Annotated in this window: 24 protein-coding genes, 1 other RNA gene and 1 other annotated feature (1 of these 26 only partly in view); of the genes, 3 read left to right on the top strand and 22 right to left on the bottom strand. The window is 48.9% G+C overall.

Annotated features, from left to right (window positions below):
• The 12 genes from thiM to purE form a co-directional block, all read right to left on the bottom strand.
• Positions 1 to 39, bottom strand: partial view of a hydroxyethylthiazole kinase gene (thiM, locus tag HMPREF9453_RS08955; RefSeq protein WP_008860231.1) — the start only. Its footprint begins 768 nt before the window's first position; only the first 39 of its 807 coding nucleotides appear in the window; the start codon lies at positions 37 to 39; the stop codon falls past the left edge of the window.
• Positions 40 to 53: 14 nt separating this feature from the next.
• Positions 54 to 1,622: a tetratricopeptide repeat protein gene (locus HMPREF9453_RS08950; RefSeq protein ID WP_008860230.1), complete on the bottom strand. Its 1,569-nt coding sequence runs from the start codon at positions 1,620 to 1,622 to the stop codon at positions 54 to 56.
• A gap of 92 nt (positions 1,623 to 1,714) precedes the next feature.
• Positions 1,715 to 2,032 carry a thioredoxin family protein gene (locus HMPREF9453_RS08945; RefSeq protein ID WP_008860229.1) on the bottom strand — a complete coding sequence of 106 codons (318 nt, stop codon included), beginning with the start codon at positions 2,030 to 2,032 and terminating at the stop codon, positions 1,715 to 1,717.
• A 462-nt stretch (positions 2,033 to 2,494) separates the two neighbouring features.
• Positions 2,495 to 2,838: a transfer-messenger RNA gene (gene ssrA, locus HMPREF9453_RS11280) on the bottom strand.
• A 277-nt stretch (positions 2,839 to 3,115) separates the two neighbouring features.
• Positions 3,116 to 4,102, bottom strand: coding sequence for a diaminopimelate dehydrogenase (locus tag HMPREF9453_RS08940; protein ID WP_008860228.1), 987 nt, complete (start codon positions 4,100 to 4,102; stop codon positions 3,116 to 3,118).
• Positions 4,103 to 4,600: 498 nt separating this feature from the next.
• The gene (gene purD / locus HMPREF9453_RS08935) at positions 4,601 to 5,881 is read right to left on the bottom strand and encodes a phosphoribosylamine--glycine ligase (RefSeq protein WP_008860227.1); all 1,281 of its coding nucleotides are present in this window, start codon (positions 5,879 to 5,881) and stop codon (positions 4,601 to 4,603) included.
• Between the two features lie 14 nt (positions 5,882 to 5,895).
• A complete protein-coding gene (gene purH / locus HMPREF9453_RS08930) occupies positions 5,896 to 7,440 on the bottom strand; it encodes a bifunctional phosphoribosylaminoimidazolecarboxamide formyltransferase/IMP cyclohydrolase (protein ID WP_008860226.1) in 1,545 nt (514 codons plus the stop codon).
• A 47-nt stretch (positions 7,441 to 7,487) separates the two neighbouring features.
• A complete protein-coding gene (purN, locus tag HMPREF9453_RS08925; RefSeq protein WP_008860225.1) occupies positions 7,488 to 8,114 on the bottom strand; it encodes a phosphoribosylglycinamide formyltransferase in 627 nt (208 codons plus the stop codon).
• Positions 8,107 to 9,165 (bottom strand): phosphoribosylformylglycinamidine cyclo-ligase, encoded by a 1,059-nt coding sequence (gene purM, locus HMPREF9453_RS08920; protein ID WP_008860224.1) that lies wholly within the window; start codon positions 9,163 to 9,165, stop codon positions 8,107 to 8,109. Before purM ends, purN begins: the two co-directional genes overlap by 8 nt.
• A 9-nt stretch (positions 9,166 to 9,174) precedes the next feature.
• The gene (gene purF / locus HMPREF9453_RS08915) at positions 9,175 to 10,596 is read right to left on the bottom strand and encodes an amidophosphoribosyltransferase (protein ID WP_008860223.1); all 1,422 of its coding nucleotides are present in this window, start codon (positions 10,594 to 10,596) and stop codon (positions 9,175 to 9,177) included.
• 115 nt (positions 10,597 to 10,711) lie between these two features.
• Positions 10,712 to 11,575 (bottom strand): phosphoribosylaminoimidazolesuccinocarboxamide synthase, encoded by an 864-nt coding sequence (locus HMPREF9453_RS08910; protein WP_008860222.1) that lies wholly within the window; start codon positions 11,573 to 11,575, stop codon positions 10,712 to 10,714.
• A 72-nt stretch (positions 11,576 to 11,647) separates the two neighbouring features.
• The gene (gene purE / locus HMPREF9453_RS08905) at positions 11,648 to 12,139 is read right to left on the bottom strand and encodes a 5-(carboxyamino)imidazole ribonucleotide mutase (RefSeq protein WP_008860221.1); all 492 of its coding nucleotides are present in this window, start codon (positions 12,137 to 12,139) and stop codon (positions 11,648 to 11,650) included.
• Positions 12,140 to 12,238: 99 nt separating this feature from the next.
• Here purE and HMPREF9453_RS11970 point away from each other — a divergent pair, with 99 nt between their 5' ends.
• The gene (locus HMPREF9453_RS11970; protein ID WP_156792547.1) at positions 12,239 to 12,415 is read left to right on the top strand and encodes a hypothetical protein; all 177 of its coding nucleotides are present in this window, start codon (positions 12,239 to 12,241) and stop codon (positions 12,413 to 12,415) included.
• 298 nt (positions 12,416 to 12,713) lie between these two features.
• Here HMPREF9453_RS11970 and dusB read toward each other — a convergent pair whose 3' ends face one another.
• Positions 12,714 to 13,691, bottom strand: coding sequence for a tRNA dihydrouridine synthase DusB (gene dusB, locus HMPREF9453_RS08900; protein ID WP_008860219.1), 978 nt, complete (start codon positions 13,689 to 13,691; stop codon positions 12,714 to 12,716).
• Between the two features lie 205 nt (positions 13,692 to 13,896).
• Between dusB and HMPREF9453_RS08895 the strand changes: the two genes are divergently transcribed.
• The gene (locus HMPREF9453_RS08895; protein ID WP_008860218.1) at positions 13,897 to 14,325 is read left to right on the top strand and encodes a MerR family transcriptional regulator; all 429 of its coding nucleotides are present in this window, start codon (positions 13,897 to 13,899) and stop codon (positions 14,323 to 14,325) included.
• A gap of 80 nt (positions 14,326 to 14,405) precedes the next feature.
• Here the strand turns inward: HMPREF9453_RS08895 and HMPREF9453_RS08890 are convergent, their stop codons facing one another.
• The 9 genes from HMPREF9453_RS08890 to HMPREF9453_RS08850 all read right to left on the bottom strand — a co-directional run bounded on the left by HMPREF9453_RS08890 (position 14,406) and on the right by HMPREF9453_RS08850 (position 23,272).
• Positions 14,406 to 15,761, bottom strand: coding sequence for a M20/M25/M40 family metallo-hydrolase (locus HMPREF9453_RS08890; RefSeq protein ID WP_040380262.1), 1,356 nt, complete (start codon positions 15,759 to 15,761; stop codon positions 14,406 to 14,408).
• 62 nt (positions 15,762 to 15,823) lie between these two features.
• Positions 15,824 to 16,687 (bottom strand): transporter substrate-binding domain-containing protein, encoded by an 864-nt coding sequence (locus HMPREF9453_RS08885; protein WP_008860216.1) that lies wholly within the window; start codon positions 16,685 to 16,687, stop codon positions 15,824 to 15,826.
• 402 nt (positions 16,688 to 17,089) lie between these two features.
• Positions 17,090 to 18,106 carry an alpha/beta hydrolase gene (locus HMPREF9453_RS08880; RefSeq protein ID WP_008860215.1) on the bottom strand — a complete coding sequence of 339 codons (1,017 nt, stop codon included), beginning with the start codon at positions 18,104 to 18,106 and terminating at the stop codon, positions 17,090 to 17,092.
• Between the two features lie 60 nt (positions 18,107 to 18,166).
• The gene (locus tag HMPREF9453_RS08875; protein WP_008860214.1) at positions 18,167 to 18,904 is read right to left on the bottom strand and encodes an SDR family NAD(P)-dependent oxidoreductase; all 738 of its coding nucleotides are present in this window, start codon (positions 18,902 to 18,904) and stop codon (positions 18,167 to 18,169) included.
• Between the two features lie 10 nt (positions 18,905 to 18,914).
• Positions 18,915 to 19,730, bottom strand: a complete 816-nt coding sequence (locus HMPREF9453_RS08870) for an amino acid ABC transporter ATP-binding protein (protein ID WP_008860213.1) — start codon at positions 19,728 to 19,730, stop codon at positions 18,915 to 18,917.
• 2 nt (positions 19,731 to 19,732) lie between these two features.
• Complete coding sequence (locus tag HMPREF9453_RS08865) at positions 19,733 to 20,449, bottom strand: amino acid ABC transporter permease (RefSeq protein ID WP_008860212.1); 717 nt, start codon at positions 20,447 to 20,449, stop codon at positions 19,733 to 19,735.
• Positions 20,450 to 20,459: 10 nt separating this feature from the next.
• The gene (locus HMPREF9453_RS08860) at positions 20,460 to 21,164 is read right to left on the bottom strand and encodes an amino acid ABC transporter permease (RefSeq protein ID WP_008860211.1); all 705 of its coding nucleotides are present in this window, start codon (positions 21,162 to 21,164) and stop codon (positions 20,460 to 20,462) included.
• A gap of 209 nt (positions 21,165 to 21,373) precedes the next feature.
• Complete coding sequence (locus tag HMPREF9453_RS08855) at positions 21,374 to 22,249, bottom strand: transporter substrate-binding domain-containing protein (protein WP_008860210.1); 876 nt, start codon at positions 22,247 to 22,249, stop codon at positions 21,374 to 21,376.
• 12 nt (positions 22,250 to 22,261) lie between these two features.
• Positions 22,262 to 23,272 carry a uroporphyrinogen decarboxylase family protein gene (locus tag HMPREF9453_RS08850; protein ID WP_008860209.1) on the bottom strand — a complete coding sequence of 337 codons (1,011 nt, stop codon included), beginning with the start codon at positions 23,270 to 23,272 and terminating at the stop codon, positions 22,262 to 22,264.
• A 117-nt stretch (positions 23,273 to 23,389) separates the two neighbouring features.
• Positions 23,390 to 23,615: a binding site (T-box leader), on the bottom strand.
• Positions 23,616 to 24,336: 721 nt separating this feature from the next.
• Between HMPREF9453_RS08850 and HMPREF9453_RS11275 the strand changes: the two genes are divergently transcribed.
• Entirely contained in the window at positions 24,337 to 24,684 is a 348-nt protein-coding gene (locus tag HMPREF9453_RS11275) for a M20/M25/M40 family metallo-hydrolase (RefSeq protein ID WP_083827284.1), read from the top strand.
• Positions 24,685 to 25,000 lie beyond the last annotated feature (316 nt).

Raw genomic sequence — 25,000 nt, 5'->3', positions numbered from 1 at the left:
CAATTTCCTGACCCGGTCAAGGTATTCTGATAATTCCATTTCTTTTTCTCCTGTCAAATCCGGGCTTTTTCAGCCCAATGGGCAGCCAGGTGGCTGTTTTTCCTTGTACCATATCCGATTTCATAATAGGAGGATAAAACCGGATAAAATGCAGCATATCCTTCCCTTGCCAACTGGCGAGCCAGCTGAAAGGCTTTTTTTGCATTTTCCTTATGAAATACTTCGCCATTGAGCGCTTCAGGACCAGCATAATACATCCATAAAAGCCGCTTCAACTGCACAGCACCGGAACTTCCGGCCTGTTTGACGGCCTTCGTAAAATCTCGTTCCCTAACCTGAAGAATGTCGCCATAGAAGAAATAAAATCTGGCCAGAATCGCCCAGCTTTCCCCATCTCCTGCAGCAGCTGCCTTCCTGTACCAGGACGCAGCTTCCTTCAAACGTTCCTCATCGCCGCGGTCAAGAGGTACCTTCATCACCGCACTGGATTCGAGAAGTCCCTTCACAGGTCCCAACGCTTTCATTGCCCGGCCGCAGCAGTAACGCACCAGCTTCTCCCGGCAGTCATCACTGCCGGCCAGGGTACCCTGTTTCAGATTTTCCTCAAATTCTTTATAATTACCCCGGCTGAGGGAAATATCTGCCAACATTTCAAAGGCATCAGCGTATCCAAAAGAAGCGGCCTGCTCCAGGTAATAAAGAGCTTTTGCCTTTTCTTCCAGCCCCTCCGGAATGGAAGGGTACGACCTCCCTGCCAGATATGACACCCGGCCTGCGTAATACTTTCCCCTGCTATCGCCCCGTTCAAAGGCCTTCAAGTACCAGGCCACGGATAAATCAATATTTTTATGAACGTAAAATCCATTGGAATACAGGTTGCCCAGCTTAAAGCATACTGATACGCTGCCATCATGGAAAGCCTGGAAATAAAGTTCCATGCCCCGCTTCACGTCGGTTTTCGTACCAATACCGTAAATGAAAAAATCGCCTGCCAATTCCCTGGAAAGATTATCTCCATGCACCGCGCCCCTCAAAAACCAGGACAAAGCGGTTTTATCACTTTTCGGCGGATCTCCGGGCAGTGCCCGCCTTCCATCTTCGATGTAAAGTTTTCCAATGGCTGCGTAGGCCTCGGTAATTCCTCCAGCAATGGCTTCCTTATACCAGCTCACCGCAATGTCCCTGATTTCTTCTGACCGGAGAGCATCGGCTGTCATCAGCCGTCCTGCCAGATAGGCGCCCCGTGGGACCCCCTGCTGATAAGCGGTGGCAAAACAGTCAAAAGCCTTCTGCAGACTGCTTGGCACCCCCCGGCCATACTCATACATTTCCCCTAAAAGCAGGGTACTTTCTCCATGCCCTTTATCTGACAGAAGCTGGAAGCAGCGGAATGCAGACTCATAGTTCAGCCTATTATAGAAAATTTTTCCCAATTCATACAGCTTTGTACCTGCCCTGCTGCTGCCCTGGATCACTGCCCGGGACAGGTACTTCATGGCACTGTCATAATTCCTGATTTTCAAATACTGCTCACCCAGATTGAGCAGTTCTTTTTTCGTAAGATTCAAGGCCTCATTGCCCACATTTCCACTTCCCTTCCCTGTCAAATCTCTTTCTTTCATTGTACCACGTCCCACCATGGGCTGCCCATAAAATCAGAGAAATCAGCAAGACAGGCATAAAAAAAAGAAGCCCCCTGGGCCCCTTTTTTGTTTTATTGAGATGCTTTTTCTACAAAAGACTTCAGATCATTGTAACCTACATTGCCATATCCGATAATCCGGTTCACCGGTTTTCCTTCATGGAAATAAATGAGGGTGGGAATGGTTTCTACTTCATATCGCTTCGCAATTTCCTCATCTTCATCAACATTAATGCCATAAATAGGCGTTTCAATTTCGCCGGAAAGTTTTTCTACCATAGGACGCAGTCTTCTGCAGTATCCGCACCAGGGAGCAGAAAATCCAAGAATCACATCACCTTCGGTGAGAACCTTATCAATATTTGCGGTGCCTGTAATCGGTGCCATCATATGCATACACTCCTTATTGTTCATAAATGAATTTCACTGTTTTTATGTATTTATTATATTCTATATATTTAAATTTGTCAATATGCTGATGTGGCAAATAAAAATAGGCCTGTCAAAAAATGATTGCGTCCCCTGTCAGTTGACTAGACAATGGGATAGCAGATTTCTTATTCCTGTTTTACAAAAGACGAATTGAAATAAGTGCTCTCCCCGCTTCCTTGTCATTTCGACCGAAGCGAAGCGGAGTGGAGAAATCTCACGCTGAAGTGAGGAGGCTCCATTGTGGCAGGAGATCTCCCGGCTCATAGCCTCCGTTGAGCTCAGATGCCTTCGTCCCCATGTCCCCATGCAGCTCCACTCGAGATGACAATAAAGGTGAACCATTTACTGTCATTTCAAAAAAAAGGCACAAAAAAGGGACTGTGAAAAATGTAAATCATTTTTTACAGTCCCTGATGATTCTGGTGGAGATGAGGGGAGTCGAACCCCTGTCCAAAAAGCCTGTCCCATAAATTTCTCCGAGTACAGTTACTGTTTGAGATTTAAGCAAAGTATCGTACAGGAACAAACTGCCTTTGCCGATTTCGGAATTGGTTTCCCTTTGAAGTCCCGAACCTCCTTCTCCGGTATCCTATTGGTTGATGTCAGCCTGAAGTCATAGGAAAACGTCAGGGGACATTAGCAGATTAGGCTGCTAAAGCAAAATCACGTTTTGCGTTTAAGTTTTTCCACCGTTTAACGGGGTAGATGGAATCCCGACTCGCTGTTTATGGCCCAGAATCTTCTGTCGAAACCGGTACATCCCCGGATGGCCGAACTCATTATATAGTAAATGAGAGAAAATGTCAAAATATCACGAAGCAGAGGCTTCTTTCCTGCTTTCATTCATCTCTGATCCTGCACTTTCCCTGTACTCATCTCAGCACCTCAGGAAAAAGCTGATTGAATCATTGGCTCTTTAATTCCGCATTTTTATGGGATAGTGAAAATGGGATGGTGAACAGAAAACTTCTTATACCATCCCATCATGCAGCAGCTCTTGCCAATGTTTATCAACACAGGCACCATGGGCGAATCACAGGTTTAGAGTAAATGAGCCCTGAGTTCTTCGCCGGAAAGGGACGAAAGGTAGGCCGGGGGCACGTCGAATACGGTGAAACATCCTTTCTTCCCTTCTTTGGCAAAACGATAGAGGGCTCTTGCATAAGCAAGGACCACATGAGTGGTAAATTCAGGATTGGAGTCCAGCTTCAGACGATATTCCATCACATGGTCATGTTCTTTATGGACACCGGTCCTGCCGCTGCGGAATACAAATCCGCCGTGAGCCAGGCCACTGTGTTTTTCTTTCAGTTCTTCTTCGGAAATAAAATGAACAGTGGTATCGTAATCAGCAAAATAGTTGGGCATGGTTTTGATGGTGTTTTCAATGGTTCCTCTATCAGCCCCTTTTTCCGCCACCACATAGCATTCTCTTGTATGCATATCTCTGGTAGTAAGCACAGGATTTTCTCCATTTCTTACGGCTTCCAGAGCACTTTCCACAGGGCAGGTGTACTGTTTACCGTCCTTCACACCGGGAACTCGGCGGATGGCATCGGAGTGGCCCTGGGAAACACCGCGGCCCCAGAAGGTGTAGTCTTTGCCGTCAGGCAGAATGACATGGCCGAAAAGACGGGCCAGGGAGAAAAGACCGGGATCCCAGCCTACAGAAATCATGGCTGTTTTGCCATGGTTCTTGGCCACTTCATCTACCTTGGCAAAATGCTCGGAAATATGGGCATGGGTATCAAAGGTATCAATGACGTTAAAAAGGGATGCATAAGCCGGTGTCTGCTCGGGGAGATCCGTAGCGGAACCGCCGGCCAGAACCAGAACATCCACCTTATCTTTCCACTTTTCCGCCTCTCCAGCTGAAACGACCGGTACTCCGGAAGTATGAATCTTCACATCTGCCGGATTTCTTCTGGTAAATACCACGGCCAGTTCCATGTCCGGATAATCTGCCAGTGCCGTTTCTATTCCTTTTCCAATATTGCCATATCCCATAATGCCGATTCTGATTGCCATGATGAGACTCCTTTCTCTGTGTATGAAATATATTGAAATTGATTGATATACAATATTATACATTAAATGCATAGCATAAATAAACTGCTTTGCAAATATGGCATAGTACGTTTCAAGGCGCAGATAGGATTCCACTTGGGTAACACCATGGGTATTTATAGTTTTACAGCTGCCGGAAACCATAGGTGAAAGGTTTCCAGTTCAGCAGGACAAGGCTGTAACTCATTCCACCAGGAAACTTATCGGAAATGGTTTCCGACACGGCATGCCACTATTGTCTTTTATCACAAAAGAAACTTTTCGCCTATAGTTTCCTACTCGGTGGAACCCCATTATTCTTCATCTCAGCAGGAAACCTTTCTCCAGTAGATTTGCCCGCTCTCTTCGAAATGACAGGAGCAGCTGGACACCATTGGTATTCATGACAGCGAAGCGGCAGGCGGGCAGCAGTCTTAAGAGCAGCCAAAAAGCGGAGCCCTTGGGCTCCGCTTTTGTGAATCATTCTTTAGCTTTCAGATGTCTGATGCCTTTATCCGCTATGTCATGGCGATACTGTACACCCTGCCAGTGGATTTTAGAAACTCCTTTGTAGGCTTTGGCTTTCGCTTCTTCCAGTGTGGGAGCCAGGGCCACCACATTCAGGACACGGCCGCCATTAACCACGTATTTTCCATTTTTCTTTACAGTGCCTGCATGGAATACGATACAGCCTGCCTTTTCTGCCTCATCCAGTCCGGAGATGATTTCGCCGGAGGAATGGGAACCGGGATAGCCTTCGGAGGCCATGACTACGTCTACGGCACATCCTTTTTTCCATTTCACGTCTTCTTTTTTCAGATTTCCATGGACGCATTCCAGCATAACCTGTGCCAGGTCACCGTCAAAGAGGGGAAGCACCGCTTCCGTTTCAGGATCGCCGAAGCGGCAGTTGAATTCCACCACTTTCGGGCCTTCGTCGGTAATCATAAGGCCTGCATAAAGACAGCCTTTGAAGGGGTAGCCTTCTTTTTTCATGGCTGCCATGATGGGACGAAGGATTTTGACTTTCACTTCATCCATCATTTCATCGGTCATCACCGGGGCTGGTGCATAGGCACCCATGCCGCCGGTATTGGGACCTTTGTCATTATCGAAGATTCTCTTATGGTCCTGGGAGGAAACCATAGGTACCACATGGGTCCCGTCGCAGAAGCAGAGGACCGACGCTTCTTCCCCTTCCATAAATTCTTCAATGACTACAGACCGTCCGGCACCGCCGAAGCTGTGTCCTTCCAGCATGTCCTTTACAGTATCAATGGCTTCTTCTTCGCTTTGGGCAATGATGACGCCTTTGCCTGCCGCCAGACCGTCCGCCTTGATGACAATAGGATACTTCCTGTTGTTTTTCAGGTATTCCACGGCCTTGTCTTCATCGGTAAATACCTCATAGGCTGCTGTAGGAATGTTGTATTTCTTCATCAGGTTCTTGGCAAATCCCTTGGACCCTTCGATACGGGCAGCTGCTTTAGAGGGGCCGAAGAAGGGCAGCCCCTGTGCTTCGAATTCGTCTGCCAGACCTTCGGTAAGAACCGTTTCCGGTCCTGCCACGGTGAGGTCCACCTTCATCAGTCTGGCAAAGTCCAGAATATCTTCATGGCCCTTCAAAGGAATCAGGTGTGCCACACTGCTCATGCCATCATTACCGGGGATAGCGTAGACTTCAGTGACAGAAGGGCTCTGTGCCAGCCGCCAGAGCAGGGCATGTTCCCTGCCGCCGCTTCCAATGACTAATACCTTCATGGGAAAAACCTCTCTTAACTGTGACGGAAATGACGATGACCGGTAAATACCATGGCAATGCCGTACTTATTGGCCATATCAATGGATTCCTGATCCCTGATGGAGCCGCCGGGCTGGATCACAGCGGTAACTCCGGCTTTGCCTGCTGCTTCAATGGTATCGCCGAAGGGGAAGAACGCATCGGAGCTCATGACAGAACCTTTTGCTTTTTCGCCGGCTTCTGCAATGGCAATATCCGCAGAACCTACACGGTTCATCTGGCCGGCACCTACACCGTAGGTCACATCTTTGCCGGTGAGAACGATGGCGTTGGATTTCACATGCTTTACAATCTTCCATGCGAATTCCATGGCCTGCCATTCTTCTTCCGTAGGAGCTCTCTTAGTCACTACTTTGCAGTCTTTTCTTGTTTCTGCGCTGTTGTCCGGAGTCTGTACCAGAAGGCCGCCGGATACTTTATGAAGCTGCAGTTCTTCTTTGAAAGCTGCCGGTACTTCGATGAGACGGATATTTTTCTTTGTTTCCAGAATATCGAGAGCTTCCTGGCTGAATTTCGGAGCCATGACGACTTCGAAGAAAATAGGTTTCATGGCTTCTGCTGCTGCTTTGTCGCAGACCTGGTTCATGGCTACAATGCCGCCAAAAGCAGATTTGCTGTCTGCGTTGAAGGCACGCTGGAAAGCATCCAGTGCATCTTTGCCAAGAGCTGCGCCGCAGGGATTGGTATGTTTAATAATAACGCAGGCCGGCTGGTCTTCACCCCATTCGCATACCAGGTCCCAGGCTGCTTCCATGTCCACAATGTTGTTATAGGACAGTTCCTTGCCATGAAGCTGTTTAGCTGCAGCAATGCCGCCTTTGGCTTCCGGATCCTTATAGAATGCCGCTTTCTGATGCGGATTCTCGCCGTAACGGAGATCCTGGAGCTTAACGAAGGCTTTGCAGTATACATCAGGCAGACCGTCTTTATCTCCGTCCACTTCCTTGGTGAGGTAGTCTGCAATGGCGCAGTCGTAGAGGCCGGTATGGAGGAATGCTTTTCTGGAAAGTTTCAGACGGAAATCTTCATCCAGGGTATCATTCTTTATCCGTTCCAGAATTTCGCCGTACTGGGATGGATCCACTACAATGGTCACGTATTTGTAGTTCTTTGCTGCCGCACGAACCATGGAAGGACCGCCGATATCAATATTTTCAATGGCCTCTGCTCTGGTTACGTTCGGTTTGGCAATGGTTTCACGGAAAGGATAAAGGTTCACAGCCACCAGATCGATACCTTTGATACCATGTTCCTTCATGGCTTTCACATGTTCCGGATTGTCACGGATGGCAAGAATGCCGCCGTGAATCTTGGGATGCAGTGTTTTCACACGGCCATCCATCATTTCCGGAAATCCGGTCACTTCGGAAACAGATTTTACCGGAATGCCTGCTGCTGCAATGGCCTTCATGGTACCGCCGGTGGAAATGATTTCCACACCCAGTTCATGAAGTCCTTTTGCAAATTCTACGACCCCTGTCTTATCAGACACGCTGATCAGGGCTCTTTTAACTGCCATATTTGACTCCCCCTTTGAAATAAAATTCTATCTATACAACACGCGTCTTATTTTTCAGGACGGCTGTGCATGCCGCTCACATGATGGCCTTCGATATGAAGCTGATCCGCACAGAAGGCAGTGACCACCCTTACGTAAGCCGGATGTTCCTGCTGGAGAATCCGGTCTGCCAGGGTGGCTTCGGTATCATCATCATATACCGGTACAGCCACCTGGGTAATGATGGGGCCGTCATCCAGTCCCGTCCCTACGAAATGGACGGTGCAGCCTGACACTTTGACACCGGCTTCCACAGCCTGCCTCTGGGCATGGAGCCCGCGGAAACTGGGAAGAAGGGCCGGATGAATATTGATAATCCGATTTGGAAAAGCATGAATCAAGTTTTCACCGCAGATCCTCATATATCCTGCGAGGCAGATGAGGTCGGGCTGATAGGATTTAGCTGCTTCCAGAATGGCATCATTGAAAGCACTCTTGTTTTCAAAAGATTTCAGTTCCAGCACAGTGGAAGGAACGCCCCATCGCTCTGCCCTTTTCAGCACCTGGGCATCTGCATGGTCACAGATAACGCCTACCACAGTTCCATTCACTCTGCCATCTATGGTGGCTTCATGGATAGCTTCCGCATTGGATCCTCTGCCCGATGCAAAAATCAGAATTCTCTTCTTACTCATTGAAAAGACCACCTGTCACAACTACATCCTGGTTTCCTTCCGTGATTTCGCCTACTTCATATACCGGTTCATGGATGGATTTCAGAATTTCCTTTGCTTTTTCTGCATTTTCCCTGTTCATGATAAGGAGCATGCCCAGGCCGCAGTTATAGGTACGGTACATTTCCCTGGGTTCCACGCCGCCTTCTTTCATAAGGAAGGGGAAAATCGGAAGGAGCGGCCATTTTTCTGCATCCAGCACAGCCCGGGTGCCTTTGGGCAGCACTCTTGGAATATTGTCATAGAAACCGCCGCCGGTAATATGGACCATGCCATTCACTTTGGTCCCTTTCAGCACAGGAATCACAGGCTTTGGATAGAGACGGGTCGGTGTGAGAAGCACTTCGCCCAAAGGCTTGTCCATATCTCCATACACCTTATCCAGGGAAAGGCCGTTATCCTTAATAATACGGCGTACCAGGGAATAGCCATTGGAGTGAACGCCGGTGGAAGGAAGACCCAGAATCACATCACCGGGAGCGATATCTTCACCGGTAATGAGGTCTTTTCTATCTACAATGCCTACGGCAAAGCCAGCCACATCGTAGTCTCCTTTAGCATAGAAACCGGCCATTTCAGCTGTTTCGCCGCCCAGAAGGGCACAGCCGGACTCAATGCACGCATTGGCTACGCCTTTCACGATTTCCGCCATCAGCTCCGGTTCCAGCTTGCCGGTAGCAATGTAGTCCAGGAAGAAGAGGGGCCTTGCGCCCTGTACGAGCACATCGTTCACACTCATGGCCACGCAGTCCTGGCCGATGGTATCATGAATACCCATTTCGATGGCCAGGCGCAGCTTCGTGCCTACGCCGTCGGTACCGGAAACGAGGATGGGGTCGTCGGAGAGTTCATCCTTCAGACGGAAGAGGCCGCCGAAACCGCCGATATCGCCCATGACGCCACGGGTATAGGTAGACTGTACTGATTTCTTAATCAGCTCCACTTCTCTTTCACCGGCATCAATATCTACGCCGGCTTCCGCATAGGTTAAGCCTTTTTTCTTTTCGCTCATGGTTCCTCCCTATTCTTCATCTTCCATGCTGCCCAGTCCGTCGTGGGGTACCTTTTCCGGGTACACGCCGTCGAAGCAGGCAAAGCACATGTCCGATGCCTTAATTTCGGAAATCGATTCCGCCAGTCCCTTCTGTGACAGGTAATGAAGAGAATCGGCGCCGATCATTTTGCAGATTTCTTCGGTGGAATACTTGGCGGCAATCAGCTGCTTTCTTTCGGCCGTATCGATGCCGAAGAAGCAGGGATACCGTACAGGCGGCGAGCTGATGCACAGCTTGATTTCCTTGGCTCCTGCATTTTTCAGAAGGTTGATAATAATGCCGCTGGTGGTGCCGCGGACGATGGAATCATCCACCAGAATGATGCGCTTGCCCTCCACGTTCATGCGGATGGGGTTCAGCTTCATGCGCACCGCCCTTTCTCTCTTCTTCTGTCCCGGCTGGATAAAGGTGCGGCCCATGTATTTATTTTTCAAAAGCCCTTCCACGAAGGGAATGCCGGAAGCAGCGGAATAACCCAGGGCTGCCACGTTGCCGGAGTCCGGCACGCTCATCACCACATCGCCTTCATAGTGGGTTTCTTCCCAGAGCTTCCTGCCCATGTTCAAGCGGGCCTGGTAAATGTCCTGGCCGTTCATGATGGAATCGGGGCGGGCGAAATAAATGTATTCAAAGGAGCAGATGCCGTGGCGGTGGCTGTCCACAGGGCAGTACATGGTGGAACGGACGCCCTTGTCATCGATAGTGACGATTTCACCGGGAAGTACATCCCTCACGAACTCCGCATCAATGGCATCCAGTGCCGGCGTTTCCGAAGCCAGCACCCAGCCGTGTTCTGTCTTTCCCAGCACCAGGGGACGGTAGCCGAAGGGATCCCGGCAGCCGTAGATAGCGTCATTGGTGCAGGCCACGATGGCATAGGCACCGTGGATTTCATCCATGAGCTCCTTGAATTTTTCCTCTTCCGTAGCCCGGCGGCTTCTGGCCAGCAGCTTAATAATGACTTCCGTATCCATGGTGGTGGAGAAAGTGGAGCCCTCCAGAAGGAGGCGGCGCCGCAGATTCTTCGTGTTCACCAGGTTCCCGTTGTGAGCCAGTGCCATGGGGCCGTCAATGCTGTCAGCCTGCAGGGGCTGCACATTCACCGGAATGGAGGATCCGGTGGTGGAATAGCGCACATGGCCGATGCCGATGTGGCCTTCCTTTTCCGGCAGATTGTGGAATACCTCCGTCACCAGGCCCATGCCGCGGAAGGTTTCCATGGTTTTTCCATCAGAAACGGTAATGCCCGCACTTTCCTGGCCCCGGTGCTGCAGGGCAAAGATACCGTAGTAGGTTTCATGTACCGCAGACAGATCCCGGTCAAAAATACCAAACACTCCGCACTCTTCATGCGGCTTGTCATCATATACATCCATACTTTTATACATTACGGAATTCTCCTGACTTTCTTATAATTCAGACCTGTCGGTCTTATGGGGGCTTTTCCGCATGGGACAGATCCATGCCACCCCATTGAGGCATGGTCCTGCCCATTTCATAACCTTAGAACTTTTCACCAGTGAGAAGTTCGTAGGCTTCCTTGTAAATGGCAATGGTCTTGTCGATGATATCCTGGGGAACCGTATCTCCCGGATGAGCCTTCAGGTAATCGCGGACAAACTGCTTGTCATAGGAAGGCTGGCCATGACCTGCTTCATAGCCCTTGGCCGGCCAGAAGCGGGAGTTATCAGGAGTCAGCATTTCATCGCCCAGCACGATATTTCCTTTTTCATCCAGACCGAATTCAAATTTGGTATCCGCAATGATAATGCCTCTTTCCAAAGCATAATCAGCGCATTTGTTATAAAGAGCGAGGGTCAGTTCAGACAGTTTTTCCATGTATTCTCTGCCTTTTCCCGGGAAGAACTTGTTCACCCAGGCTTCCCCTTCTTCCATGGAAATATTCTGGTCATGTTCCCCTACTGGAGCTTTGGTGGAAGGAGTGAAAATCGGATGAGGCAGCTTCTGGCATTCCTTCAGTCCTTCCGGCAGCTGGATACCGCAGACTTTACCGTCTTTCTGATAGCCTTCCCAGCCGGAACCGGTGATGTAGCCGCGGACAATGCATTCTACCGGAATCATGTTCAGCTTCATGGTCTTCATGGAACGGCCTTCAAATTCCTTTGTCTGGAAGAATTCAGGCATATCCTTTGTATCGATAGAAATCATATGGTTGGGAACGATGTCCTTTGTGAAATCAAACCAGAATTTGGACATACGGTTCAGCACCACGCCCTTTTCAGGAATGGGGCACTTCAGAATATTATCGAAAGCAGAAATACGGTCGGTGCAGACCATCACAAGGCTGTCGCCCAGATCGTAGAGTTCACGGACTTTACCGGATTTAAAAGGTTTATATTCTTTCATGGTTCTTCTCCTTTAAAAAAATATCAGATTTATGGCTGCTGTTATGAAATAAAAAATGGAAATAATAATTCTTTATTTCCCCAGGGATGCCTGCAGCTTTTCATCCTTGGCATAGATTTCCTGTGCCGCTTTTTCACGGTAAGCCTTATACTTTTCGTAAAGAGCCTTATCGGAAACTGCACCGATTTCCACAGCCAGGAAAGCAGCATTCTTTGTGCCGTCGATAGCTACCGTAGCCACGGGGATACCGGAAGGCATCTGCACGATAGAAAACAGGGCATCCATACCATCCAGTTTCGCACCGGAAAGAGGCACACCAATCACCGGTTTCAGCGTCAGACTGGCCACCACGCCCGGAAGCGCAGCTGCCATACCGGCGCCGGCAATGAAAGCACCGACGCCCTTCGTTTCCTCTGCTGCCACAAAATCAGCCAGTTTCTTCGGTGTCCTGTGTGCAGAAGCAATAGTTACATCATAGGTCACGCCAAAATCATCAAGAATGGCAAAGGCCTTCTTCATGACCGGTAAATCGGAATCACTGCCCATCACAATTCCAACATGCATTGTTCATTTCCTCCCTTTTCTGGGACCCTTCTCCCAAAAAAAATCTCCTTCTGCAGAAAAATGACCCAAAGTCACACATTTCCCGCAAAAGGAGTATTCATGCCAAACAAATACAACGCTCCAGCAAAAAGAGAGGCAGTCGAACAGAAGATAAACTCTTCCTTTCTTACGCCTTCGGAAATAAAAATCCTTTCAGCAGACATGGCCGCTCCTCTCCCGTTTGAGATAAAAAAGCCTGCGCTTTCCATGCACAAGCCTGCAATACCCAACATCTAATTGCTCACGTTCCTTAATTATTCTAATATTTCCATTTTCCCTTGTCAATAAATTTTAATACCCCAAGGCCCTCATACCATGAGCTTTCCGTAATTATAACGGGACCTTCAGCTTTATTTTATTTTTTCTTATTTTTTACTATTTTTATTTTTATACAATAGCAATTCGCCATTGATTTGCAGTTTTTTGAAAACAAATGAGCTGCCCTGCCCATCATAAGGGACCACTGGGAAGGGCCGCTCAATCATTCTCTTCTTTTATTCATAAAAACAGACATCATAAATGAACCGGCACTTTCCTAATGTCTATTCTTTTCATACTGATCCAGCACCTGGTTGAATTCTTCTTCTGTCAGTGCCTTCATGATGGAGCGGCGAAGAGCGGCCGCTTCCGGAAGACCGTGAAAATAACGGCTGGCGTGAGCCCGCATTTCCCTGACTGCCACATGTTCTCCCTTTTCTTCTACCAAACCATGGAGATGCTCTCTGGCCATGGACAGGCGCATGGCATTGGTGGGCGGCGGCAGAATTTCACCTGTTTCCAGATATGTATTCACCGCCTTAAAGACCCAGGGATTTCCCCAGGCCGCCCGGCCTATAGCCACACCGGCACAGCCGGTCTCTTTCATCAGCCGATCCGCACTGGGCCCATCCACCACGTCGCCGTTTCCAAAGACAGGAATATGAACAGCCCTGACCACTTCGCCGATTTTTTCCCAGTCCGCATGACCGGTGTAGAAATCTTCCCTGGTCCGTCCATGGACGGTAATCGCCATAGCGCCTGCCTCCTCCACTGCTTCTGCCAGTTCTACGCAGTTTTCCGTCTCTCTGGACCAGCCCAGTCGCATTTTCACGGTCACCGGTATGTGGACCGCCTCTGCCATGGCCTTCACCACTTCGGCAGCAAGAGGGATATTCTTCATCAAAGCGGATCCATCGCCGTTTTTCACCACTTTCTGCATGGGACAGCCCATGTTGATATCGATGATATCGGCCCCTGCCTTTTCCATTTCCTTTGCCCCCAGAGCCATGATATCCGGCTCGCTGCCGAAAAGCTGAAGGGCCACCGGGTGTTCTCCGGGGTCAATCTTCAGCATATCCCTTGTTTTTTCATTTTTATAATAGAGCCCTTTGGCACTCACCATTTCTGCAGTGGTCATGGCGGCACCCATGCGGCGCGCAATGACCCGGTAAGCCAGGTCGCTCACTCCTGCCATAGGAGCCAGCACGGCCCATCCATCAAGCTCTATCTGTCCGATTTTCGGTTTCTGATACATTCTTTCCTCCTGTCATGCGAGTCTATTTTATCATAAAACAGGGAAAACAGGGACTTGAAATCTATCCGCCCTTTTCTCTTTTCTTGACTTAAAGTGAACTGGAAGAATTATAATAAAGAGAAATTCCATCCATAGCCCAATGTCCATGAAATTCGATTTCATGAAGAAATCAGCGCTTTTCTCAAGACTGTAGAAAGGAATAACAATGGCTTACACAATTTCAAAGGCTTCCGACCTCACCGGAATTAATCCCACCACCATCCGCTATTATGACAAGGAAGGCCTTCTCCCCGGGATACAACGTATGAACGGCATCCGTCTCTTTACTGATGAAGATATCAAGTGGCTTCATGTGCTGAGCTGCCTGAAAAATACGGGCATGCCCATCAGCCGTATCCGTGAATATGCCAAGCTGGCGGTTCTGGGGGATAAAAGCCTGAAAGAAAGGCAGGCCCTCATCATGGAGCAGCGGCAGTTTGTAAAAGAGCAGATTGACCATCTCCTTTTTTATATGCAGGAGCTGGACTATAAGGAGTGGTATTACCAGAAAGCCCTGGCTCTCGGTTCAGAAAGCCAGGTCAATCCGGATGACTATGAGAAGGAAACGGGAAAGAAAAAGCCGGCCCTCTTATAAAAAAAAGACCGTGAAAAAATGGTTTCTATTTTTTCACGGTCTTTTTTTTGCAGCAGTACGATGAACGGCCTTACTGCCATTTATTTCGCTTCATAATTTCTAAGGAATGTTTTAATAAACTTCACCGGCATATCCAGCTTGTCCACTGGCATTTTCTCATCCACCTGGTGTGCTTCGCCCCAGCGGTTTGTCTTGACCCGTCCGGTGAAACGGTAGATGTGATCACAGACATCCGCATAATTTCTGGAGTCTGTAGCCCCCAGCATGAGGTTCGGTGCAATCACCGTATCTTTGCCATAGACTTCATGAATGGTCTTGGAAAGAAGATGGAACATTTCTCCTTTCACCTCTCCTGCGGGGTGAGGATTTTCCGCGAAGGAAGCCTTCACCTTCACTCCGTCGGGCATGATAGATTCCAGATATCTGGTAACGGAATCCACCGTATCCCCCTGAAGGATGCGGACACTCATGGTAGCCTCTGCATGAGAAGGAAGCACATTGGCCTGGCTGCTCCCCTCTGCCATGGTAACGGCAAAAGTGGTATGGAGGAGAGCATCCAGAATTCTGTCGTTTCCAGCCAGTCTGACCAGTTTCTTCCAGTTCTTCTTCGGATGACCTGCGATGGATTTCAGGGGCTCTTCCTGAAGAGGCGCCACCGCTTTCAAATGGGCTTTCACCAGAGGCGTGAGCCTGTAGGGCATGGGATGCGCTTCTACAGCAGCCATTGCCCTTGCCACATCACCAAGCACAGTGCCCCGGCCGGGCTTGCTGGCATGACCGCCGGCTCCGTCCTTGTAAAGCACAAATTCGTTAGGTGCCTTTTCCGCCATACCCACCAGGGCCAGCGGCGGCTCTCCCGCCCTGCCTTCCTCCACATTGCCGCCTTCATCGAAAAGGCAGGCCAGGTGGATGCCCTGTTCCTTCAGGTAGGCAGCGGTCAGAACCGATCCTTTTTTATCCGGCGTGCACTGGACTTCCTCATTGTGTCCGAAGGAAAGATAAATATCGAAATCCGGTGCAAAGCCCTCTTCCAGAAGTTCTTCTACCGCATCCATTTCCGCAGTCAGCACAGATTTACAGTCTTCAGCGCCCCTTCCCCAGAGGCATCCTTCATCCACTTCTCCTCCAAAGGGCGGATGGCTCCACTGCTCTTCATGAATGGCAGGCACCACGTCCTGGTGAGCCATGAAAAGAACAGGCTCTTTCTTCGGATTTTCCGATTTCCAGTGGAAAAGAAGACTTGCCTTTCCGATTCTGGTGAGGGACAGCTTTTCGAAAATCAAAGGCCAGGCCTCCTGCATATACTGGTGGAGCCGGTCAAACTGGGACCAGTCGGTGTTTTCATCATTCACCGACGAAACGGTAGGAATCTTAACTACCCCCTGCAGATGGGACATATATTTTTCTTCTGTATCCATCATAATCTCCCTGTCCATGATGAAGAGGGGAGAGCATTTTCACTCTCCCCTCTATAATATAATACATATATATTATGAAATCATTTACCTGCATCCTTCAGCTGATCGAAGAGATTCCGGTGATACCATTTTTCAGAAATCTTCTGCAGCGTGCCATCTTTGGACAATTTTTCAAGAGCTGCTTCGATTTCATCAGCCAGCTTCTGTTCATTCTTATTGACAATGACTACGGTCTCGTTCACTTTGATAGGCTTGTCCAGAGCCACGATTTCAAAATTCATTGCTTTGGCAATATCTTCGACGCCCAGATTGTTCGGGTAAACCAGGGCATCATACTGACCGTTCTTCAGAGACGTAATCCGTTCTGCCGGAGTGAGGCCATCCTGGATAGGAACTTCCTTCATGAGATTGTCATGCGCTGCATTCCAGTCAGTGAGGACTTTATAAATACCGCCGTTAGGCGTATTGGGCACCAGTTTGCCGCCGCCCTTGATGACATCTTCCAGGCTGTGGTACTTCTGTGCATTATCCTTGGACATGTAAACCATGACAGAGGATACACCGATAGGCGTTTTCGGGACAATATAGTCCTTTTCACGACGCGGCGTACGGTAATAGCCGCCGGAAGCCACCTTGGCATCACCGGACTCCATCATCACATCCTGGGTTTCCGGTGGAACGGCCTGGATATCCAAATGGTAATCCTTCAGGTTTTTATTCACTTCCTGCCAGATGTCGTATTCATAACCCTGGAGCTTTCCGTTTTCATCGGCCCAGGAAAGCGGACGTTCCGTACTGGAAAGCACCAGCTTCACAGAAGTTTTCCCATCAGCGGCAGCTGCCTTGGAAGAAGCAGCCTTCTGGTCACCGCCGCAGCCTGCAAAAATACCTGCTGCCAGAAGAGAAGCCAGTGCTACTGATGCCATTTTTACAGCTTTTCTCATAACAATTTCCCCCTTAGAATGATTTCAATCAAAACAAAAAGCCTCCCATCCTTTTCAGGACAGGAGACCCGTGATTCCACCTAAATTCATATATCCGTCGCCAGACATACCTTCGTGAGTTCTATCAAACCCCCGCTCTATATCGGGAGCTCCCGGGAAAACCTACTCACTTTCAGCCTTCCAAACTCTGAAATGCACTTCACCACCCTATCCGTATCCGCTTCCACCCTCCGGACTCGCTCTGCCGTTTTCAGCCTGGCTACTCTTTTCTTCATCGTTTTCTATTGATACGTCTACAGTATCATGGATACAGGCTGTTGTCAAGAGGTTCAGCCGCCGATGGGACTCGGCGAAACCGGGGTTCAGTCGGACAGCAGGCCTCGGGCAGCCGATAGCTGTCTTCTATCCTCCCAGTCCTTTTTTCACAATCCACCGGTCCATCAGATCTGCGATTTCCTCATTATTTTTATCTTCAAAGAGGAAATGGGTATTGCCGTAAATCCCTATATCCGGCAGGTGAAGGACCTTTGCATCTCCGCCATGGCGATTAATGGTTTCTGCCATGAGACGGGCTTCCTTAAGGCGTACCCGCCAGTTATCCTCTCCGCCATGGGGACTTGGATTTTCCGGAATATGGTCTCCGAAAATCATAAGGATGGGAATTTGGGTAAGCTTTTCAAAATCACTTCGAGACACGGCCACACCTTTCAAAGGTCCGAAAGGACTTGATGATTCCATAGGCGGCGGTACTTCGCCTTCTGGAAAGACAAATCCCACTCCCGGTTCCAGAGCAATAATGGCCTTTATATTCGCACTCTTCATAGCTGCCAGCCACCCCGGAGAGCCGCCCTGGGAATGGGTGACAAGGATGGTATTTCCAGCCCGGCCTGCCGCATCGGCAAGAGCAACAGCAGTGAGCTTTGGATCAAAGGCTCCCGTATTGGGTGTCACCTTTCTCCAGAACTGGTTTTCCGCTTCCTCTTCTCGGGGAATCTGTACATTTTCAAAGTAATGAGGGTAATGGCCGAAACGGAAAATATCAAACCACAGGGCTTCGTCAGCCACAGATGTTACTTTCCCTTCCACTCCGCCGCTTCCGGCTCTCCCCCTCCTTGGCTGGTCCATGATGTACACCTTGTAGCCTTTACGAAGAAAAAGAGTCTGAAAACCTTCCCTGCCATCCGGCGTAGTTTCCCAGCAGGCCCCGCTCTGCCCGGCGCCATGCAGGAAAAGAAGAGCATTCTTCCTGGCATCTGCCGGTATCTGATAAAACACATAGCCATGGTCCACATGCTTTTCCTGCCCCTCAGGAGACAGGGCATGGGCTTCCTCATAGGTTCCTTTCTCCCGGATCACAGTGCCGCCTGCAGCAAAACTCCCCTGTGCTTCAATCATGAGAGGTTTTCTAAATAGTTTCATACTGCTTTCCTTTCAATGCAAAACAGGAACCCCAAAGTTCCTGTTTTTATTATAACCGATTTAATTCATATAGAGTCCGCCATTCACATCCAGCGTAGTTCCGGTAATGAGACGGGCATCATCGGAAGCAAGGAATGCAGCAGCAGCTGCAATATCTTCCGGCTCCGCCACCTGCCTTAAGGGTATAGAAGAAAGCTGAATGCTCATCTTTTCCGTCATCTGCGTGCGGACAAAGCCCGGCGCTATGGCATTGACATTGATATGCTTTACCCCCAGTTCCCGGGCCAGGGACTTGGTCATCCCCTGCAGGGCTGCCTTGCTGGCCACATAATCGGCGGAAGTAGCAATCCCTCCGACTTCTCCGGCCAAGGAAGCAATGTTGATGATTTTCCCGCCTTCTTTTTCAAGATAGGGAATCACCAGTCCCGTAACGTAAATGACGCCATACAGATTGACCGACAGCGTCTCTTTCCAGTCTTCCTCTGTGATTTCTGTAAAAGGCGTAGAGAGGCGGCATATGCCTGCGTTGTTAATAAGAACATCAAGGCGGCGGAAATGGGACATGGCCTGACCAATCCCTTCTTCCACCGACTTTTTTGATGACATGTCTACGTTATAGCTTTTCACAGGAACGCTGTAGGTGCTGCTGATTTCTTTTTCCACCGATTGGTTGTCCTTTTCATTCCTTCCAAAAAGAATGATACTGCTTCCTTCCGAGGCCAGACGAAGGGCTATAGCCCTTCCTATCCCCCTGTTGCCACCGGTAATGAGGCTCACCTTATTTTGAAATCGTTTCATAGCCTTCTCCTTACGCCATATCAGGCAGAACACCGGGAATCGGACCAGCCACAGGAACAGGTTCCGGTGCCTCTTCCTCCACGCCGGGTTCCCTGTCCAGAATACGGCGAAGGAACTGCCTGGTTCTTGCTTCTTTAGGATGAGTAAAGATTTCCTCAGGACTGCCTTCTTCCACAATGACGCCGCCATCCATGAATACCACCCGAGTAGCCGCTTCTCTGGCAAATTTCATTTCATGGGTGACTACCACCATGGTAACGCCATCGGCAGCCAGTTTCTTCATCACCGAAAGGACGCCGCCTACCAGTTCCGGATCCAGAGCAGATGTAGGTTCATCAAAGAAAATCACATCCGGTTTGACCGCCATAGCCCGGGCAATGCCCACCCGCTGCTGCTGTCCGCCGGAAAGCTGAGACGGATAATAATCAGCCCGGTCTGCCAGGCCTACTTCCTTTAATGCTTTTCTGGCAATGGCCTCTGCTTCTTCCTTCGCCATGCCCCTGCCTACGGTGAGACCCAGCATCACATTCTGCAAAGCCGTCTTATTGGCAAAAAGGTTGTAATTCTGAAATACGAAGGCCGTATGTTTCCGTACCCAGGCTATGTCTTTCTGTTTTGCTTTATGAATGTCCAGCTGTTTGTCGCCGAAAACCATAACGCCGGCATCCGCTTTTTCCAGGAAGGTCAGGCTCCTTAGAAATGTGGTTTTCCCGGAGCCCGAGGGCCCCAGAATCACAATGACATCCCCCTTGTTGACCTTGAGGGTCACGTCTTTTAACACTTCCTGTTTTCCGAAATGTTTTTTCACATGAGATATTTCAAGCATATTTACCCCTCCAGTCCGGCAGTGCGATACAAGCCCACATGCTTTTCAAAAATTTTATAGAGAACCTGCACTACTGTGCACACAATAATATAAAGAATGAACACTTCCAGGTACGCTTCAATATAGTTATATCCATAGGCTGCCTGAATTTTGGCAGCAGCCATGATATCCTTGATTCCCATGAAGAAAGCCAGGGAAGTCCCTTTAATCAGATTCACTGTAAGGTTGCAGATATTGGGAAGGGCAGAAGTCAGGGCCTGGGGAATGATGATCTGCACATAGGTCTGGAAGCGGGAAAGGCCGATGGTGAGTCCTGCTTCCATCTGTCCTGCCGACACGCTCAGAATGGCAGAGCGGAATACTTCCGACAGAAGGGCTGTGGTATTCAGAGTAAAGACGATGATGGCATACCACAGGGGATTCACTCCATGAAATACATCAAAGGAGCTGCCCATCGCTTTGAAGGCTGCATTCAGAAGACTGGGAAGCAGGGTGTACATGAGAAGAATCTGCAGCACCAGCGGTGTCCCGCGGATGAATGACACGTAGAGAGCAATAGCCTTTTCTCCCCATCCCCGGGCACCGATTCTTTTTTCAGCCATAAGGAATGCCGGTACCATGGAAAGCAGCAGTACCAGGGCAGTAATGAAAAGCGTTACCGGAAGAGCCTTCAAAAGGAAAGGTAGGGCATGCTGCATAAATGAAAAATCCAGTTCCATAATTTCCTCCTTATGCTTTCAAACGTCCCCGCCCTAAATAGGATTCCATGCGGAGAAAAGCCTGTTCGATCAAAAAGCTGAGTGCCCAATAAATGAGGAGGCAGGCCACATAAAGTTCAACGCCGTAAGCGCCGTAGTTCTTTGAAATAATCAGATTCGTACGGCCCAGAAGATCGATGAGTCCGATAGTATAGGCCAGGGCACTTTCCTTCATCAGGTTAATTACAGAATTTCCAAAATTAGGAAGAGCAATCACCGCTGCCTGGGGAAGCATAACCCGGAAAAATGCCTGTTCTGGTGACAAGCCGATGGTCACCGCTGCTTCGTACTGCCCCCGGTCCACCGTTTCATAGGCGGAACGGAACACCTCGGACACATAGGCACCAAAGAGAAGAGTGAAAGTAATAATGACAAAGATGGCACGAGACAGATTATCCATGTCGATACCAAATTCCGCCTCCATGAATTTCGGCAGGCCATAGAAGACAATGAACAGAAGGACAATAGACGGGGTGCAGCGGATGATATAAGTATAGCCATCCGCCAGAGCACGGATCGCCTTATGTCCCGACAACTTGGCCCATGCCAGCAGCATTCCCATGATAGAACCTGTAAGGATACTGGTCACTCCCACTACCAGCGTCACTGCCAGATAGGGGAGAAGGGCCGGTATAGATGTAAAAATGATATCCGGACTGAATGGTCTGGTCTGCATAAAAAACACCTCCTTGGAAATAGTAAGTTCGTGCGCTAGTGTATTAGTGGGATAGTCAGTTGGGGAAAGGTTCTCCGGTTTGACAGGCCTTTGGCCCGAGGGCTGCAGCGGCGTCCACTTCCCGGCCTCGCCGCCCCGGCTGTAAAGTTTTATAAAATCAGCAGCAAAGCCACTCACCTTTCCCCCTCTGAAATTTTTGAGTCCTTGTATTATTTCACATCAATGAGCTTGCTTACTTCTTCTCCGAAGTATTTATTTTCCAGCTCTGCAATCTTTCCTTCCTGTTTCAGCTCGCCAAGAGCTTTATCTACCTGCTCTGCCAGTTCCTTATCATTCTTATTGATAACCGTGTAGGTAGGAATGGCCTTGTAGCGGAAGTAGCTCAGTTTATCCTTGAAATCCTTATAGGGAGCATCCGGTGCTTCCACATTTTTCTTGTAAGCCAGTTCAATGGAGAAATAGCCGTCATACCTTCCTTCCAATACCCAGGTGTAAGCATCAGCTACCTGGAAGTTTTCAGAAGCTTCCAATTTGACCGGATGATCCGGATGGGCTGCGTTGTAATCTTCAATCACCTGGTACTGTGCATTCTGTGGAGCAATAGGTACCAGTTTTTTGCCTGCCTTGGCAAAATCATCAAGATTTTTAATCGTATTAGCATCTTCCTTGCGGATGGTGACACCGATAACGCTGGCAGCAATGTTATTCTTCGGGAAAATGTATTTCTTTTCCCGGGCCGGCGTCTTCCAGGCCCCCTTGGTACCGATATCATATTTCCCTGATTCCACGCCAATCAGAAGGTCATCATCAGAGGTAGGCACGAACTGGAATTCATACTGCGGCAGTTTTTTGGCCACTTCCTTCATGACAGCCACTTCCATGCCGTCAGATTTGTTGTTGTCATCCACAAAATCATAGGGGAAATAGTGAGGTGTGTGTGCCACCTTTACGATTTTTTTGCCACCATTGCCGGAAGCTCCTTTGGCTGAATCACTTTTATTTCCACCGCATCCCGCTGCGGTCAGTGCAATACCTACAGTGCCTGCAATCAATACCGCTTTAATGGCTGTCTTCAGTTTCATCATAATCCCTCTCCTTTATTTCCCATACCTATCTGCTGCTTCACGAACCCATGCCAGATGATTTACATCGGTATCCCGCGGGATGGTGCAGTCGGCTCCAAGAACCACACCGGTGGTGCCAGCTTCGTCAAGAATATTTCTGGTTTCCTCTTCGATTTCTTCTTTGTTTCCTGTATAAATAACATCTTTTTCCGTCTGGCCAAAGCCGCCGATCACTGCTTTGCCATGGAACAGTGCCTTACCTTCCTTCAAAGACACGCCTTCCACCTTAGCTGCCCAGTTCACTGCCTTGAAAGGATAATCCTTATACCATTCCAGATGGTTGTGGAATCCATGATAGCCGCAGATGTGAAGGATATTGCTGCCGCCGGCTTCATTGGCCGCCTCCAGAATCCTTACCTCATAAGGTGCCACCTGCTTTTCGTAAATGTCCTCGGTGAGCCGGTCATAACTAATATTATTGACGGAAAGATAGATACCGTCCACGCCGCCTTCTTCAATGAGAGCCTTTGCCAGTTCCGCGTAATCTTTGGAAATTACGTCGAATACATGGGCCGTTTCTTCCGGGTAATCCTGAATCCAGGATGCAATATCCACAGGATGGCCCAGAGAAGCCTGCATGAATTCAATGGTCCTGGGCACTGCGAAGAGATTGTAAAAAAGAGGTACTTCCTTTCCATAAAGGGAAACCAGCTTTCTGGCATAGCCGATCTGGAAGCGGAACCAGTCCGAATCCCGGCCCAGAGGCTTGATATCCTTTAAGTCCAAAGGAGAGGAAACCGGTTTCTTCAACTCATCGATAGGATAACCGAAATATCCATCAGTCATGATTTTGATGAGGTCCGGTTGGAAGGCTTTGTAAAAATCAGCCTGCCCTGCCAGCACCTTGTCCGTCAGTTCCGGATGGGCAAAGGCATCAGCACCTACCTCATCTCCTAAGAAATGGTGCCAGAATCCCACTGGCACGCGGTCTGTCTTTTCATTATTGAAAACCTTTGCGATTAAATCTCTTCTGCTTACTGTCATATGATGTCTCCTATTACAAATTAAAGTTTCTTATTTTCTTTGGTTAAGGGATTTCCCTCTGACATCGGCGGTTTCCATTCATGGCTTAGACCTCCTGTATATAAAAAAGACCTCATCCAAAGGGACGAGGTCTCGTGATTCCACCCAATTTCACCGGCCTTTCACAGGCCAGTCTCAGCGGCACCGGTCAGTGCCTTCGGCTGTATCGGGCCGCCCGGCAGGACCTACTTTTTTCAATCCTGCAGCTCAGAAATGCACTTCCCCTTCTTATCCGTATCCGCTTCCACTGTCCGGACTCGCTTTTCCGTTTTCAGAAAGGTACTCTTTTCATCATCGCCTGTTATGAAAATATGTCCCCGGGCCGGTTCGGCCCGGGACATGGTGGATACAGGCCCTTCAGGTCCTGTTCCTATTCTTCTGCTCAAGGTCTTAAGGTTTCTGCGAATCGAGTTCCTGTACCCGTTCTGCCAGAACCTGGCGAAACCTGTCTGATCCCTGTCAGTCTGTAACCTTACTTCTTGTAAAACTGGTGAAACGCAGGAGAAGAGATGCCCAGGAACAGCAGGCAGCCTGCCAGACCCCATTCCAGTTCGTTCAGTTTCTTAGCAATCAGTCTGCCCATTCCTTTTCATCCTTTCTTTCTTGAAATCAAAAAGCTCCCGTCCCCTAAGGGACGAGAGCCTAAGCTTCGTGTTTCCACCCAATTTCATATGCCCGTCGCCGGACATACCTTAAAAGGTTCTATCAAACCCTGACTCTGTATCGGGAGTTCCCGGGAAGACCTACTATAGTTCAGCCTGCCTAACTCAGAAATGCACTTCAGCACTTTATCCGTGTCCGCTTTCACTCTCCGGACTCGCTTGGCCGTCATCAGAATGCTTACTCTTTTCTTCATCGTTTTGTTGTGAATACTTTAGCACCAGATACGGGAAATGTCAAGGGGGAGAAAATGTAAAAATAAGAGACTAATAATGGCAAAGAAGTATACAAATAAAAAAATCACCACATTTGTTTAGTATTATTCCCTCTTCCAAGTATGTAAAAAGCCAGACAATAATGATTATCTGGCTGGTATAAATCTCGTTATTCTATATTCTTTTGGTGCAGAAGCCGTTGAGAATATTCTTCACCGTACACCAGCTTCCATCATTACCCCAGAAGTCACAGACATCATCGCTGAAGTAATTAAAGAAGAACTGGGATCGCAGGCCTTGATTCCGCCTATTACAACTGCTGGCGGCGAAGACTTCTTCTGGTATCCCAAAGAAAAGCCTGAACTGAAAACAGGATTCATCGCTTTGGGTGAAGATGCACAGCCTGGTCTTCATGATCCTAATATGCATTTCGACCATTCTGCTCTGCCAAACGGCGTAAAACTTCATGTTGGTCTTGTAAAGAAAATTCTGGGATAAAAATAATAACTCAAACTTCGCAGGTAAAAATCCCCTGCACCCCTTGAAAGTCCAGGCTTTGTAAACAGAAAAATAGCATGAGTCTTGCCAGTTTGGTATAATTATGTTGGCTCAAAAACATACCAAGCACCGGAGGCTCATGCTATGAAAAGTATATCACAAACCACCCAGCAGATGGAATCCATCTCGAAGAAAACTTCGGCGTTCTTCCGTCGTTATCATGTCGGCCAGATTCTGCGCGCGGCCAACGCTTGCAAGCTCAAAGGATTTTCCTCCATTCTCGTTTTCCTCGTGCTCGTAAGCATCATCTTCGAGA

The sequence above is a fragment of the Dialister succinatiphilus YIT 11850 genome (assembly GCF_000242435.1).
Classification (GTDB): domain Bacteria; phylum Bacillota; class Negativicutes; order Veillonellales; family Dialisteraceae; genus Dialister; species Dialister succinatiphilus.
Note: the sequence above shows the minus strand (reverse complement) of the source record. Positions and strands in the feature narration are given on the sequence as shown.